We start from the raw sequence: 17,175 nt of genomic DNA on the forward strand, positions 1-17,175 counted from the left end.
TTATTACTACTAGTCTTAAACTAAAAAAAAGCCTGGAAATTTATAATTTTCAGGCTTTTTACATTTTATTTTTTTCGTTATTTAGAAGGTGTAGTTTACTCTTAAAGAGGTACTTCTTGGTAATACCGGAACCACCACAAAACTTTCATCAGGGTTATTTTGAATAAATTCTGAGGTTGCTCCATTGGCATTGGCACCAAAACTATTAGCTCCAAAAAAATTAGCTAATCCGTCTGAATTAAACATATTCACTACCAATAAATTTGCAGAAATATGCTTTGTAAACTGATAGCCAATACCCGCATCAGAAATACTATAATCTGCCAACCTAAATGCATTTGCTACATTGCCTTGACGTTTTCCCATAAATTGCCATTTGTAATGTACAGATAGTTTATCTAATTGATACGCTCCTAATACGTTAAACATTACTTTAGGGTTAAATGGTAGCGTATTGCCAGAGTAATCTACAGTAGTATCATCCGCTACGGCTACTGATCCTGCTGCATCATAAACCAACCATTCTGTGGCTTTTGGATTTTGAAGGACTCCATTAAAAAGAAATTTAAAATTACGGAAAGGCGTATATACCGCTTCCCATTCTAAGCCTAAAGTTCTTGAGGTGTTAAATAAAATGGGGGTGTAAAAAATACTATTTGTATCCCCATCAAATTCAAAATTTGCATTCCCTATATTATCTAACTGGCTCCAAAAAACAGTACTCGTCAATGAAAAGTCTGAAAGACTATATTTAATTCCAAACTCAGCCTGAGTAATTTTTTGAACTTCTCCCTTTTTGTTAATAGGAACATTCGCAAAATTATTAAAATAGTAATTTAACTCTGGAGCTTTATTTCCTTTTGAAAGCCTAGTAAACAAAGAAGCCTCTTTATTAATTTTAAAATTTAGCCCCCCTGAAAAGGATAGGTAGTTATAGTTAAAATCAAAGGCATCTTTATCACCTGTTGGTGCCAAAATACCATTATCATAAGCCGTTGTTGCATCGCCATCTAAGCCTCCATCCTGTGAGAACGGAGCATAACGGTCTTTACTCCCTTTATGCCGTATGTCTTCATACCGCAAGCCTAAATCTACATCTATACGATCTGTAATTTCCCATCGATCATTCATAAAAGCGGCTATTTGGCTCACTTGAGCTTCTGCATTCACAAAAAACAACCCTCCATAATTACTAATTCCGTTTTCATCTGACAATAAAATGGTAGGCTCATTAGGGTTCTCTAAGGAAACTTGAAGCATTTTAGAATTGGGCTCATACGTAACATACCCAAAGCTGCCTTGCGTAAATAATGACGTATCTGAAAAACCTAAAGCCAATCCTCCTGTAAAATTATGCTGCGCTATTTTTTTATGAAGAGAGAATTCATTCATCCATTCACTAGCTTTATTCTCTTTGTACCAAGCCGATGTTCCCATGATGGCGTCATTGGGCAAGGTACCATTCCCTATATATTCCGCCGGCTCTCCTGCAAGAATTCCTGCATTATTTACGCGTGCAATTTCAGAACCTGATTGGGTATCCCGAAACACCACTTCTCCTATCGGAAAAGACGCTCCACTGATAAAATAGGCCAAAGGATTATCTAGTGAAACAAAGGCGTTACTAATAGACGTTTGCCAATTGGCATTCTTATTAGAATATTTAATTAAGTTTTGCAGCGACCAATTATTGCCTAAATCTTGGAAAAAATCTGCTCCAAAGGCTAGATCTTTTGCATGAACTCCTTGTGCGGGATTAAAACTATTTGTTGCCCCTTCTTGAAGGTTTCTACTATCTGGAATAGCTGCCGTAAACTCTGGCATTAACAAAGAAGTAGAATTAAAATTTTGACCAAATGCAGCTTCTGGATTTTCCCAATTTGTAGCGGCAACACCTGTCCACCTATTCGTATAATCATCTAATAATTTTCCATGTAATTTCAAGGACCCCTTATCAAACTTTTTAATCACATTAAATTTAAATTGCCCTCTTTTGCTAAATGTAAAATCAACATCTCGAGCCCCTTCATCCTTGCGGTAATGGCCGCCGGCATTAAAAAACCAATTACTCCCTAGAGGTCCTCCAATAACGCCATCAACCTTAAATAAGGTATTACCACTATGTTGCAAGGCACTTAATACTTGTACTTCTCCTCCAAATTCATTTCTAATGCCTGGTGAAATAAAATTATAAATACCTCCGGGTGCATTCATCGCGGTAATAGATGCACTACCGCCACGTATTGCTTCTACTCTTTGGGTCATTAAATCTACCCGATGAAAAAGATCTGGGCTATAATAAGAATGTTGTACTAAACTAACAGGTAGACCATCTTCTTGTAAAGTCACATAATACCAACCTAAATCATCTTCCGCAGCAGCAGATATGCCTCGGGTATACACCTTTGTAAAAACCTCGCCTGCAGAGGCATCGGTAAAAGTTCCTGTAATATTTTGTAAAAGGCTTGCGGTACCTTGAGGGTAAATTTGTTTTAACCGTTTATGCTCTAGCGTACTTACTGATGTTGCCGTATTCTTTGCTTCCAGAGATGTAAAACTACCTGTAACCACCACGGCCTGTAAGCTTAGATAATCGCCTTCAAGAATAAGATTCTTATCGCTTGCATTTTCTGTAATTTCAGCTTCAAAATCGAGTTTTTTATAACCTAAATGTGCAATTGAAATTTTATACGTTCCTAATGGGATATTTTGAATTTCAAAAGCTCCTTCAGTATTTGTAATCCCATAAATTGATGATGCATTGAAATGTAGTGTGGCACCTTCTATAGGTTCTCCGTGTACATCAGTTACTGTTCCACTATAAGAAGCCTCTTGGGCGTAGACACAAAAAATGCTAAGCATCCCCACAAGAAAGAGTGAAATCGATTTGATTTTATTCATAATTAATTTAAAAATTTAAGCTAGTTGGTTATTCGGTTTCTTTTTTATGCTGCTCTATATATTCCGAGGGTGTGACGTTGAATAACTCACGGAAGGTTTTACTGAAATAAGCAGTAGAATTAAACCCTGAGAGGTGCGTAACTTCTTTTATGGAATATTTATTCTGAACCAAAAGATCTGAAGCATAGCGTAGACGTATCGTTCTAATAAAATAACTAGGATTGTTCCCTGTTAAAGAATTTATTTTCCGGTATAACTGAGACCTTCCAATACCCATTTCCTTTAATAAGTCTTCTTGTTTAAAGTCTACATCACTAATATTATTTACAATAATCTTTGTGGCTTTATCTAAAAATATTTCGTCAATATTATTAGTAGTAACCTCACTTGATGGAAACACGCCTCCTATTTCTGCAAATCTTTTTCGCAGTCTTTTTTTGGTTTCTAATAAATTTTTAATCCTTGCTTTTAATACTGCAGTTACAAAAGGTTTGGCTATATACCCATCGGCACCACTATCATACCCGGCAATTCTATCATCTTCTAAGGTTCTAGCCGTAAGAAGAATTATAGGAATATGGCAGGTTTCAAATTCACGCTTTAAGGCTTTACACATTTCAAACCCATCCATTTTTGGCATCATTACATCACTAATAATAATATCTGGGTAATATTTCTTAACCATTTTTAAACCTTCCTCACCATTTACAGCTTCTTTTACCTCATAATTAGCAATAAGGTCGTTTTTCAAATGGACTCTAAGCTCTTTATTATCTTCTACCAAAAGTAAGATAGGTAACTTAACTGTACTTCCATCCTGTACTACAGGTGGTTCTGTATCCTGAGTGTTCGCGATAGACATTTCATAATCTACGGAGTTCATTGAATTGATTAAAAACTCATTTTTTACATTCTTCACCACCTCGGGCTCTGCTTCTATATCCAAAGGCAAACGCACCACGAACTTACTTCCCTTGAGGTATTCACTTTCTACAAAAATTTCACCTCCATGAAGCTCTACTAAGGCTTTGGTAAAGTTTAAACCTATTCCTGTTCCTGTTTTGGTAACATCAACATTGTAAAAACGTGAAAAGATATTTTTCAACTGTTCTTTATTCAGCCCAACGCCTGTATCTTTTACAATGATCTCTAGATAATTTTCACCCTTATTTTTTTTGAATAACAACAGGTTGGTATTGGCTTTATCTACTTTCACCTCATTAATAAAAACAGATATTTCACCTCCGTAATCGGTGAATTTTATAGCATTAGAAATTAGATTCGTGATGATTTTTTCTAGCTTATCAAAATCAAATAAGGAAGTAATATGCTTTGATTCTGTTATAAATTGATATTCAATACTTTTCTTTGCTGCTAAGCCCTTAAACAAAGCGAAAATATCACCGCAGAATTTCACCGCATCTCCATTTTCTAATTGTAAAGGTGCCATTCCTACATCCATTTTTCGATAATCTAAAAGCTGATTTACTAAATGCAATAATCTTCTGGCACTACGCTGAATAGAAATTGCAGATTCTTTTATAACATCAGGATCTGTATTGAAACTAGACAGTATTTTATCAACAGGATTTAAGATTAAAGTAAGCGGTGTTCTAAATTCATGAGACACATTTACAAAGAACTCTAGCTTTAATTGATCTAACTCATGCTCCTGAGCTTCTTGGACCTTTTGCGTATAATACCGCATAATTACCCAAATAATTAAAGCCCCAATAATACCGTAAATTAAATACGCCCACCAAGTACTCCATGGTGGAGAAGTAATTTTAAACTTGAATTTAGTAGATTTTGCAGCCTCCCATTGACCATCAATTGAAGCCATAACTTCAAACTCATATTCTCCTGGTACGAGGTTAGAGTAATTCACTTCTCTCCTGTTCCCTACATTTACAAAGTCCTTATCTAGCCCATTCATTTTATACATGTACTGAACCTGCTCTGGATTTTCTAAGTAGAGTGCTAAAAACTCAAACGAGATGTAGTTTTCATTATGTCGTAAAGAAAGACTTTCTATTTCTTCAATAGACTGTTTTAATAACACCCTGTTATTTATGGTATCGCCTACAACAATATTTTTATTATATAACTTGAGTGCTGTTATTTTTGGCGCCAAAACTAGTGGTGTTTTTACCGCAATATCTTTAGGATTAAAAATATTAAATCCGTTTAAACCACCAATAATAATACGCCCATCTGACGTTTTTTCTATAGACTTACTTTGGTATTCTGTACCTTGAAGACCATCATGAATATTGAAATTTTTAAACTTATTTGTTTTTATATTGAGGGTTGAAAGTCCGCTTTTAGTTGTAATCCAAAAGTTATGGCTATCATCTTCTTTGATACCCACCACAAAGTTATTTGGGAGTCCGTTTTGAGAAGAAAACGACTTCATTAGTGTTAGGTTCTCATCTAACTTATAGATGCCACTATCGGTACCTATCCAAATGTTACCAAGATGATCTTCTGTGATATAATTTATATTATTGGCCTCAATACCCCTTTCTTTCACTTCTGAAAAGGTGATATCTTCTGGAGTAAAATCTTTTAAATCATCTAATTCAAGATAATTAAGACCTAAAGAGGTCCCTACCAAAAGTCTATTTTTTGAATCGATATAGAGACAAAAAACAAAATTGCTCAATAAATTATTTTCTAGATTTGAAGTGTTTTTATAGTTGTGAAACTTTTCTGTATTAGGATCAAACAAACTTAAACCTTCTGTTCTTAGCCCTAACCACAATCTATTTTTTGAATCTTCTACACCTGTCCATACCGAGTTTTGCCCAATAGAATAAGGATTTTCTTCATCATGATAAAACCGTTCTACAGTATTAGTATCTGGATTAAACTTATTTAACCCACCGTCTAAAGTACAAATCCAAATACTACCATCATGAGTTTCAAACGTATATAATATTTTATTGGAACTTATTGTATTGTTGTCTTTAGGGTCATGACCAAAATGTTCAAACGAATTATTTTTTTCATCAAACAAGTTTAGTCCCCCTTCATACGTAGACAACCATATTCTGCCTTTAGAATCTTGCAAAACAGACTGTACAATTTTTTCGCTCAACCCTCTTGGATTATCTGGTTGATAGTAGTAGTGCCCAAAAGAATACAATGATGGATCTAATTTACTAACTCCTCTATCATAACTTCCTATCCAGAAAACCCCATTAGAATCTTCAATAATTTTAGAAGGCTTATCATTCGCTAAAGAGAAAGAATTGGAGAGGTTATTTTCAATATGCTTCTTTATTTTACCTTCCTTTTTATCATACAAAAATATCCCATGCCCGTCTGTAGATATCCAAAATAAACCTTCTTTATCTTGATAAAAATCTCTTACCGCTATATGCTCGTCTACCAGAGACACGTGTTTAAAACTATTCTCTTTTTTATTCCATACAATAAGATTGGACAAATCATTTCCTATCCAAAAATCATCATCATGATCAATGAAAACCAATTTATGAATATGATTTAGCTCGTAGGGCTGGTTGTTAGAGATAAAAACACGTTCAAAATTATCACGCTCAGGATTATACCTATTTAGGTGTTGACCACTTGTTCCTACCCAAATGGTATTATTTTTATCTTTCGTAAGTACATACACATTGTTGTTATCAATAGAATGTAAATTGGATTGATCATGTATGTAGTATGAAAATTTTAAGGCTTCAGTATCATTGGTATGCGCTCCTAATAAAATTTTAATTACTCCGGTATTGGTGGCCACCCAAAGTGTATTGTTTTCCTCATCAAAAAGTAAATCATTAATAATTTTACGGGGATTATTCGTTAAAGAGACTTGCTTGTAAAGGTTAATTCGTGTAAAATTATTCCGTTTTTTATTAAAAAGATTTAAACCATTGTTGGTGCCTATCCATAGATTACCGTTCTTATCTTCTTGGATCGCATTAATTCTACTGTTACTTATGGAGGTAGTATCATTTAAAATTGATCTGTATATTTCAAACTCATACCCGTTGTATTTATTAAGTCCGTCTATGGTTCCAAACCATAAAAAACCTTCCGTATCTTGGTATAATTCTAAGCAAGTACTACTAGAAAGACCATCTACAGTATCTAAATTCTCAAACTTTAAGTTATTGAATTGACCTATAGAAAATTGAAAGATACAACAGCAAATAATAGTGAAATATACTTTTATATTCATTTACATTACGTTACAATAATTTTAAAAATCGATATTAAAATCAACTAAGAAAGCTACTTTCCTAAAAACATAAAACTACTAATTTATAATTTCAAATTCTTCTTTCAATCTAATATCTACAGAAGAAGCCCCTATGTTTATTTCAAAAGCGCCAGGTTCTACCGTGAAGTTCATGTTTTTATCTAAAATAGCTAAATCATCTGGTTCTAGAGTGAAGTTTACTTTCTTGGATTCTCCAGGCTTTAAATGAATCCGTTCAAAACCACGAAGTTGAGATTCATAGGTCGTCACGCTACTAACTTTGTCTTTTATATATAACTGCACCACCTCATCTCCGGCGACACTACCGGTGTTTTTTATCACACAAGACACCTTGATTTCTCCTTGTGATTGTTTGCTTTTTTGATGTACTATAATATTTGAATACTCAAAAGAAGTATAACTCAACCCATAACCAAAAGGGTACAAAGCACCCAATACGCGCGTATTTCCGGAACCATTAGGTCCTGAACTTGGTTGTCCGGCCTGAGATCCTGGTTTAAAAGGAAAATTTAACGGAATTTGCCCAACAGATTTAGGAAAAGTAACGGTTAGTTTGCCTCCTGGATTGTACTCCCCAAATAATGTTTCTGCAATAACCTCTCCTGCAGCAGTACTAGGAAACCAAGCTTCTAAAATAGCCGGTATAAATTTATTTTCCCAATTTATAGTAAGTGGTTGTCCATTAATTAAGACGAGAATTACAGGCTTCCCTGTGGCATATAACGCTTGAACCAATTCAAATTGTCTGCCTGGCAATCCTAAGCTTGTTCGGGACATTGTTTCTCCTACGCGCTTATCATCTTCACCTACCACTGCTATAATAACATCAGATTGTTTGGCTTTTTCTACTGCTGCGGCAATACTTGCCTCTTCATCTTCAGATAATGGCATAGAAATAATTTCACTCTCTGGCCAATTAGCATCTACCACATCACATCCTTTTTGGTAGGTTACGGTAGCTTTTCCTGCTGCATATTTTTTTATGCCCTGATACACTGATGTAGATGGGTTTTCTGCAGGTCCGTATCTACTATATGTGAAATTTACTTCATCTGCTAGGGGGCCAGTAACCAGTATGTTCTTAAGTTTAGAAATATCTAACGGTAAGGTATTATTCTCGTTTTTTAAAAGGACTAGAGACTCTCTATTTATTTGCTTTGAAAATTCCTCATCTGCTTTGGTATGCACTAGCGCATCAGATGCTTTTGGGTTTTCTACATAAGGCTGATCAAAAAGTCCCAACTGAAATTTAACTTTCAATACCTCTGAAACTCGCAAATCAATTGTTTTCATTGCTATTTTACCTTCTTGGATTAAGGCTCTTAAAGGTTCTATAAAAGATTCTGGCGTTCTAAAGGTGGTCCGCACATTTAACCCTGCTTCTACTACTTGCCTTACGCCTTCTTTGTAATCTTCTGCTACATGGTGCTTTTCAAAAACGTATTCTACCGCTTCACTATCTGAAACAACATAGCCGTCAAAGCCATATTTTTCTCTTAACAATTCTGTTAAAAAATAATGACTGGCTGTAATGGGCACGCCATCATAATCATTATAACTACTCATAACCCCCATTGGCGAAGCCTCTTCAATGACACGCTTAAATGGATATAAGTGTAACTGATGCATTTCTCTTGGCGCTACATGCGGATCTGTACGCGCATCACCATCTCTGGCTCCCTTAGGAATACTATATACTGCAAAATGCTTTAGCGTTGAGGCTACATTTTGTGATTGCAGCCCTAAGGTCATTTGTTTGCCCATCTCTGCAATATGAAAGGGTTCTTCTCCGTAACATTCTAGAACTCTTCCCCATCGCGGATCTCTAGCCACATCTAATATGGGGGCATATATGTTGGTATACCCTAAAGCTTTTGCTTCCCTACCAACGATAGTTCCTGCTTTGTACACTAGATCTTTATTCCAAGTACTTCCTATACCTATAGGAGCGGGTAATGGCGTTGCTTTTTTATGGCATAAACCATGAACCCCCTCATTAGTAAAATCTACAGGAATTCCCATTCTAGTTTCTTCAATAAACCATTTCTGCACTTTATTGATCGCTTCTGCATGTGTGCTGTAAGGAAAAGAATATGGTGTTTGGGTTTTAGGCTGATTCCAAATAGTATTTAAGTGTTCATCAATATTGGCAATCCCGTCTTTCCAAATCTCGTTTTTCCAATTTTCTGTAGGTAATTCATCTGCTAAAACACGAGAGAATCCATAAAGAGTAGCCATTTGACAGGTTTTTTCTTCTACATTCATCAAAGAAACCAAATTTGCAACCCTAGCATCAATAGTCGATTTAGGATTTTCGTAAACATCCATGATGCCATTTTTATTAAAATCAATCCAGCCTTTATGATATATCTTCGGTTGTTCCTTTTTAGTAGAAAGTGATAACAGTAGAATACTAGATGCGATGAACACTATTGATGTATATTTCATTTTATAGTCTCCTTAATTTACTTGCTTAATTAAAACTAAACTCCATGGTTTTAGTTCGCGATTTATAGAAATATTACCTTTGGTATCTGCGTATACAAATTCTGTTTTAAGAGCGTTTGCATAGGCTTTCATCACTTTTATTTCTTCTCTAGTCGGTGGTTCTGGTCTCCCCATATCTTCCCAAAAATTATGAATATTGCCATGATCTTTATCTAAGGTTTCGATTTTAAACATGGTTCCAGGCTTTAAATTTGATAAGTTGAAATGCAACTGCTTTACGCTACCATTTTCTCGTTTATCAGCTCCTGATGGAACGGCATTTAAATATTCCTCTGGATAATTATAAGCAATCGCAGCTATTGTATTGGCTGCAGTATTTTTACTAACAAAGAGATAATCGTTTTTATACAAATTCACATCTCCTAATTCATGGAGCATCCTATAAGCATGGTAGGATGGTTTTACAAGGCCTTGATAATTTATCATTCCAAAACCACCATGAAAAATACTTGCTGCCCCACCTTTCTCTTCAAAAATATCAGTGAATGTCCAGAAAGCTAGGGAATTGGTTAAGCCAATACAATCAAGATTTGTTTTCACGATATAAGCAGCTGCAGGTAACCTATCATGCATATCATCTCTACTACTAGGACTGGTGTTCCATTCCGTAAGGTGAATTTCTGCATTTGGATAAGCACTTTTTGCTATAGTCGCGTTCAACCATTCTAAATCTTCTTTTGTTGAATTTGCATATCTAGTAAGTCCCTTTCCTTTTCCTGTCTCAGGATTAAAAGCATAATCTGTGGGATAAGGGTGCGTACTTACAAAATCTACTGGAAGTTTTTCTTTTTCGCAATAGCTTAAAAAATCTTCTATCCATACCCCATGCCATTCTAAGCTATTGATATCCTTTGAACTGAAGACCTCATCAGATGCTTTATCATTAGTTATTTCTCCATCAAAACGACTATCTGGCACAAAATTACTTGTTGATGGCCCACCAACTCGCAAGGAACTATTTACAGATTTTATAGCTAAAACCGACTGTTTATACAATTCGAAATATTGTGATTTTGTACCGTCCCAAAATAGAGGGTATAAATTAGGTTCATTCCAAACTTCAAAATACCATGTAGCTACTTCATCTATTCCATATCTAGCAACACAATGTTCAGTGAAGGCTTTTACTAAATGATGCCATTGTTCAAAAGTTCCATCCATTGGCGTAATATTTGCCTTCCACCAGAAAACAGTCTTTGAGTTTTCGGCAGCCATACTTGAAGGTAAAAATGCCAATTCTACAAAGGGCTTCACTTTTAAATCTAACATCCGGTCAAAAACATCATCTATATATTGCCAATTGTATTTTAATACTCCTTTTTCTTCTACAATTGGAAACATATCATCATGGAACAGTCCATGAAACCGTACGTACTCAAATCCACAATTTTCTTGTACCTGTTCCAGTTGCTCTAACCAACCCGCACGCAATGCTTCATTGGCACGACCTGCTCCCACACTCTTACTCCAAAAATGATCAAATTTGACCCCCTCTTGATGGGTGTCAATTGTGACTTTTTGAGCATTTACTGCACTCCAGCAGCAAAATAAAATTGATATATTTATAAATTTAAATAGGTTCATTGTTGATGTTTTATAGCTAATTCATACTTCTAAATACGAGGCAATGGCTAGAAAAATAGCCAATCTTTTATTCCATTAGTTTTTCTACAGTTACGTAATAGGCACCAAGTTCTTTCTCATTATCAAGAGTAAACCAAGTTTGAAGTTGCGACTCACCTGCTTTTAAAGCTACCGTGAATTCTACAAATTCCGCATTAGGATCTACCAGGGTACGCTGTTCTTGATCCTGAACTTTGATTCTAGCATTTTTTATGCTAAGTGCTTTACTCTTCACACTTTCTCTAACCGTTGTTCCTGCTAATGTTGGCCGTACTGGGGCAATGCCATTTAACGGTAAATGAGTTTCCACAGGCCAGCGACGTAGTTTTACATTGTAGCTCCCACTTTCTGCTACTTTTACCAACCAATAGCCATTATCTAAATAGCCTTGTCTAATATGCCGTTGGTGCCACGGACTTGCCACGGCTGTTGTATGCCAATCATGACCATGTAAGGTAGTTGGGTTATCTGTTGGATTACCCACAATAATGTATGGTTCATCTTTATAACTAGGAGCTATCTCATTCCACCAACTATCATATTCTACTTTAAATGCGGTTACTTTTTCAGGAAATTGATCAGCAACATTGGTGCGTTGTTCTGGATCTGTACTTAAATCATAAAGTTCCGTTCCATTTATCAATCGCCAATCGCCTTTCATAAAAGCTGTTCTTCTCCAAGGTTTTGGAACTTCAATCCGTTGAGAATTGGTAATCACCACACGGTCTTTAAATTCTTCATTTTTCCCATCTATTAAAGGTTTCAAACTCTTTCCGTCAAATTTCAAATCTTCTTTAACGTTTAAACCACATAAATCTATTAAGGTGGGTGCTATATCATAATGCGCCGTTAATTCATTAATATCTGTACCAGTGGTTATACCTCCGTCTTTCCAATGAATAAAAAGTGGCACTCGGTGACCTCCTTCATACATACTTGCCTTTATACCGCGCATCCCTGCATTGTATCCTTTATCGGTAAACCCATCTAATCTATCGCCCCCTTGTTCAATCTTAGCACCTGCAGAGGTGCCGTTATCAGTCGTAAATATTAAAATGGTGTTATCCATCAAATCAATTTCTTTTAAATAGGCTACAAGCTTGCCTATGTTTTCATCTACATTAGCAATAAGGCCATAAAACGCAGCATTAGGTACATTTTCATTATCCTCATAAGGATCTGAATATTTGTTTGCTACAAAATAGGGGGTGTGTGCGGCATTGGTAGATAAATAACAGAAGAAAGGTTTATTGTTCTTCTTATTTTCTTCCATGTATTTCTTAGCATTATCAAACCATATATCGGTACAGAAACCCTTAAATTTTTCTAGTTTGCCATTGTTCGTATAGGTATCATCAAAATAATCATTATCCCAATAATCCATAGTTTGTTCTACTCCGCCCCCACCGTGTACTAATACTTCTTCAAACCCTTTATCTTGCGGACGAAAAGGGTAGTTATCTCCCAAATGCCATTTTCCAAAAATTCCTGTAGCATAGCCATTCTCTTTAAACACTTGAGCAATGGTTGTTTCGCGTTCTAATAACAAAGAACGTCCGTTTACCGTATGCCAAACTCCTGCTCTATTCGAATGATGCCCTGTCATTAGTGCTGCTCTGGTTGGCGCGCAAGTAGGCGACACGTGGTATTGTGTAAATCGCGCACTTTCATCATAAAGTGCATCAATATTTGGTGTTTTTAACACCGTATTTCCTAGGCGTCCAATATCACCATAACCTTGATCATCTACCACAAGCAGAATTACATTTGGTTTTTGAGGTAGTTCTTGAACAGATTCACATGAGAAGAAGCTCCCGAAACAAAGAAGAGCAATACTACTGAGTACTATATTTTTTATAGGTGATACACACATATTTTTATTTTTTCGATATTAAGTTGAGTTGGTTTTATTTAGTTATTAACCTTGTTTTTCTTCCCTAAATCTGTAACAACACCTAAGGATTGTCCGCTAACCTCAGTGCTTTTTTCTGATAATAATAAAGGATAATGGGTAAGGTTTTGAATTTCAAAATTCGATGCTTTGAAATTGTTTTGATCTGGTAGGTTGCCATGCAATAGTCGAATGTTATTTTTATCACCACCTACTTTAATTTTCAATCCTAATTTTGCTCCTTCGTCTGAGCCTCTTAGTAGAATATTATGACCGCTACCTCCAATATAAGCAACACTGCCCGAGCCGTTCATATACGGTAAGTTTGATGCTAAAATGGTAATATCTGCATTGTAGTTTTCATCGGTTTCATAGGTAGAAGTGTATACGGGACCATAGGTACAATCTGCCCTGCAATTAACCACATCACCAGAACCCAGAGAAAAACCATTTTCGCAAGCAATAGCGGTACACCCTTCTACATATTTTTTACCTGTAGCATGCGCTATCGTAACACCTGTTCGCATGTATTTAACGGTACAGTTTAATACGGTAGGATTTGAGGTTCCTCTGGCATAAAACTTTCCATCAATACTCGTTTCTCCTGCATTGTAGGCACGGATGCCTGCTTCTCCTGTACTCAGCATATAGCCCGCCGGAAGTTTATAACCCCAAACCGTCATAAAACCGACCTTATCTGCTGGAGTTCCTGTTCCTTTTTCTGCTAAAATATCATCTGTAGAACGCATTTCGCCTTCTACATAACACCCTTCAATTAAAGGGTTGCTAGCAGCTTGCATAAAAATACAATGCCCGTAACTTCGGTGTATAAAACTAGAATTTTTAAGATGATTAGATTCTCCGCGAATTAAACATGCACTATGCTTTTGATGTGGAATAACCGTTGCTCCACCCTTACCAAAGGCATCCCCATAGCCATATGGAAAAGAACCTTTTGTAGTTACATTAAAGCCTTCAATTCTATTATGTGCACCATCCATTACAATATTACATGCTCTTCGTGTTGGGCTATCATGAACAGAGCCCACATCTACTAAAGTTAGATTTTTTAGTACATTACTATTTCCTAAGATTTGTATTTCATAAACTTCCACATTGCCAAAGGCCGCAAAAACCTTCGTTTCAATATTAAGTGTTACTCCTGTAAAATCATACGTACTTTTATTACCTTCAAACAGCAACAGTACCTTACTAACATTTTTAATTTTTGTTTCTTGCTGATATAGTCCATTCTCAACATCTTTTACTGTTATGGAATATACGCCTGGCGCTAGCTTTACATCTACATTATCGTCATCTAAATAGGGAATTAATTCACTTAAAGAATGTACGGTTACTTGCGCATTGCTATTTGAAAATAGCAAGAACAAGAATCCTACTACACCTAATTTAGTTACTGAAATTATCTTTTCTGTCCACATATATTTTGTTCCGTTTGGTTATTTTTTAATCAATACAATTTCTTGACCTATTGTTGTTGGAATATCATACACGTAGGTTGGTTTAAGTTCTAAGCTCTTTGATATTACTGTTTTAGAAACTAAGGCTTTTTTAGTTTTTGGGGTTTGATAAAACGGGTTTTGGTTAATCTCCTGAGCAGTCATTAAGTCTTTCTCATCTTCAAATTTGAGTTCATTATAGGAACGGATTCTGCAATTACCCCCTAAGGTCGATTTTATAACCGCTTTTACGAGAACGCCATCTTTCCATTGCATGGAAGCAATTTCAAACCCTCCTCTAGCTCGTAACCCGTTGACCTTGCCCTCACTCCAAACATCCGGTAGTGCAGGAAGTAAGTGAATAGCACCATCATGACTTTGCACTAACATTTCTGTCAAACCAGAAGTAAAACCAAAATTTCCATCAATCTGAAATGGCGGATGTGCATCTAACATATTCGCGTACGTACCGCCACCTTTTGGCGAATCTGGTCTGCCCACTAATTTAATTTGATCTCCCATTAATTTGTAGGCATGATTACCATCTAACAATCGGGCCCATAAATTTATTTTCCAATTCATAGACCAACCCGTAGAAGGGTCTCCTCTTTGAATTAAGATATTTCTTGCTGCTTCAAACAATTCTGGATTTCTATAGGGAGATATTAAATTTGATGGGTATAAGCCATATAAATGAGAAACGTGACGGTGTTTATCTTCCGGATCATCTACATCCTGCATCCATTCTTGCAATTGATTGTATTGACCAACCTGCATTGGAGGTAATTTAGGAAGTGTCTGTTCTATTCTTTGTATGAGTTCTTTATCGGTATCTAATAATTTAGCAGCGGCTACGGTTTTTGTTAGTAGATCAAAAACCAGCTGATTATCCATGGTGGTACCTGCTGCTATATTTACTGATTTATCGCGCCCCTTAGGACCATGTTCCGGAGAAATTGTTGGTGAGATAATCAGCCATCCATTTGTTGGTTCTTCCATTAAAAAGCTCAAACAAAACTCTGCCGCGCCTTTCATCGCAGGGTACACCGAACTTAAATAGTTTACATCGCCATTGAACATGTATTTCTCCCAAAGATGTTGACTTAACCAAGTGCCACCCGTTGGCCACATACCCCAAGTAGCACCATCTACAGGACCTGTAATACGCCAAATATCTGTATTATGATGTGTTACCCATCCCTCTGCTCCATACATATCGGCTGCTGTTTTTTGACCCGTAACCGAAAGCTCTTTTACTAAGTCAATTAAAGGGTCGTGCATTTCCGAAAGGTTCGTCACCTCAGATGGCCAATAGTTCATTTGAGTGTTAATATTCACCGTATACGCACTCTTCCAAGGTGGTGTTAAATCTTTGCACCAAAGGCCTTGTAAATTTGCGGCTTGCCCTCCTGGCTGTGATGAAGAAATTAATAGATACCTGCCAAATTGAAAATACAATGCGGCTAAGGAAGGATCAAAACCTGTACTAAAATTTTTAATCCTGATATCCGTAGTATTTTTAGCCGCTTCAGATTTTCCTAAATTTAAGCGTACCCGATTAAAATAGTTTTTGTAAAAAGAAGTATGATCATGTACCAACTGCTGGTAATCTTTCTTTTCTGCTTCAATGATATAGGCTTCTGCTTTTTTATGCGGATCTGCACTAAGGTCCTGGTAGTTCACAAAATTTGTAGCAATAGAAAGGTATAGGATTACGCTATTTGCTTTTGAAACTACCAATTGATTGTTTGTTGAAGTCACTTTTCCACCTTCAGGAATAACCTTAATTCTAGCATCAAATTCAACTTGACCTTTAATCGCTGGGCTTTCTGCAGGCAGGCGCTTATTTTTATTATCACTGCTCCACCCTGTCATAACTAAAACATTATTATTCTCAGTAGAAACACTCACCTTTGCAGGTTCGGGGCGGTCCATAGTTGCTGAAAAACTGATTTTACCTTTTTTATTGGCCGAAAGTTTTATAACCATAACTTGATCTGTAAACGAAGTAAATAGCTCTCGTTTAAATTGGACACCATCCATGGTGTATGTAATCGTATTTACTGCATTTTCTAAATCTAAAACCCTGCTATAATTGGTATAGCTTTCATGGCCTGGAAAATTCAACCTTAAATTACCTACAGTTTCATAAGGCATTCCTACTGAAGTTTCTGAAATGAATTTTTCATTGGCTAGTTTATGTGCTTCCGAAAATTTACCCTCAAATAAAAGTGTTCTAATTTTTGGAAGTGCTTCTTTTGCTTTCGGGTTGTCATTTCTATGTGGACCACCCGCCCAAAGCGTATTTTCATTTAGTTGAATATTTTCATGCGCTGGGTTTCCAAAAACCATTGCTCCTAAACGGCCATTGCCTATAGGTAAGGCTTCATTCCAATCTGATGCCGGTGCATCATACCATAGTTTTAGGTCCTTGCTTTCTTGAGAGAAACATGTTCCTAAACCTACTCCCCAAAAAAGTAATAAGGCAATTTTTAATTTCATCTCTGTATTCATTTTTCGTAACTATAGGTACTTCGAAAATT

7 protein-coding genes are annotated in these 17,175 nt (G+C 36.1%); all 7 read right to left on the reverse strand.

Annotated elements, in window-relative coordinates; all coding sequences use genetic code 11:
- Window positions 1–81 precede the first annotated feature (81 nt).
- Window positions 82–2,901: a TonB-dependent receptor gene (locus tag BLQ19_RS03645; protein ID WP_074537435.1), complete on the reverse strand. Its 2,820-nt coding sequence runs from the start codon at window positions 2,899–2,901 to the stop codon at window positions 82–84.
- Window positions 2,902–2,929: 28 nt separating this feature from the next.
- Window positions 2,930–7,108: a hybrid sensor histidine kinase/response regulator transcription factor gene (locus BLQ19_RS03650; protein WP_074537436.1), complete on the reverse strand. Its 4,179-nt coding sequence runs from the start codon at window positions 7,106–7,108 to the stop codon at window positions 2,930–2,932.
- A gap of 78 nt (window positions 7,109–7,186) precedes the next feature.
- A complete protein-coding gene (locus BLQ19_RS03655; RefSeq protein WP_074537437.1) occupies window positions 7,187–9,598 on the reverse strand; it encodes a glycoside hydrolase family 3 N-terminal domain-containing protein in 2,412 nt (803 codons plus the stop codon).
- A 12-nt stretch (window positions 9,599–9,610) separates the two neighbouring features.
- Complete coding sequence (locus BLQ19_RS03660) at window positions 9,611–11,242, reverse strand: GH39 family glycosyl hydrolase (protein ID WP_074537438.1); 1,632 nt, start codon at window positions 11,240–11,242, stop codon at window positions 9,611–9,613.
- Window positions 11,243–11,309: 67 nt separating this feature from the next.
- Complete coding sequence (locus BLQ19_RS03665) at window positions 11,310–13,154, reverse strand: arylsulfatase (RefSeq protein ID WP_083332175.1); 1,845 nt, start codon at window positions 13,152–13,154, stop codon at window positions 11,310–11,312.
- 38 nt (window positions 13,155–13,192) lie between these two features.
- Window positions 13,193–14,614 (reverse strand): hypothetical protein, encoded by a 1,422-nt coding sequence (locus tag BLQ19_RS03670; protein WP_025614173.1) that lies wholly within the window; start codon window positions 14,612–14,614, stop codon window positions 13,193–13,195.
- 18 nt (window positions 14,615–14,632) lie between these two features.
- A complete protein-coding gene (locus tag BLQ19_RS03675; protein WP_074537679.1) occupies window positions 14,633–17,134 on the reverse strand; it encodes a glycoside hydrolase family 95 protein in 2,502 nt (833 codons plus the stop codon).
- Window positions 17,135–17,175: the final 41 nt, after the last annotated feature.

This window comes from Cellulophaga baltica, from assembly GCF_900102165.1.
Lineage (GTDB): Bacteria > Bacteroidota > Bacteroidia > Flavobacteriales > Flavobacteriaceae > Cellulophaga > Cellulophaga baltica.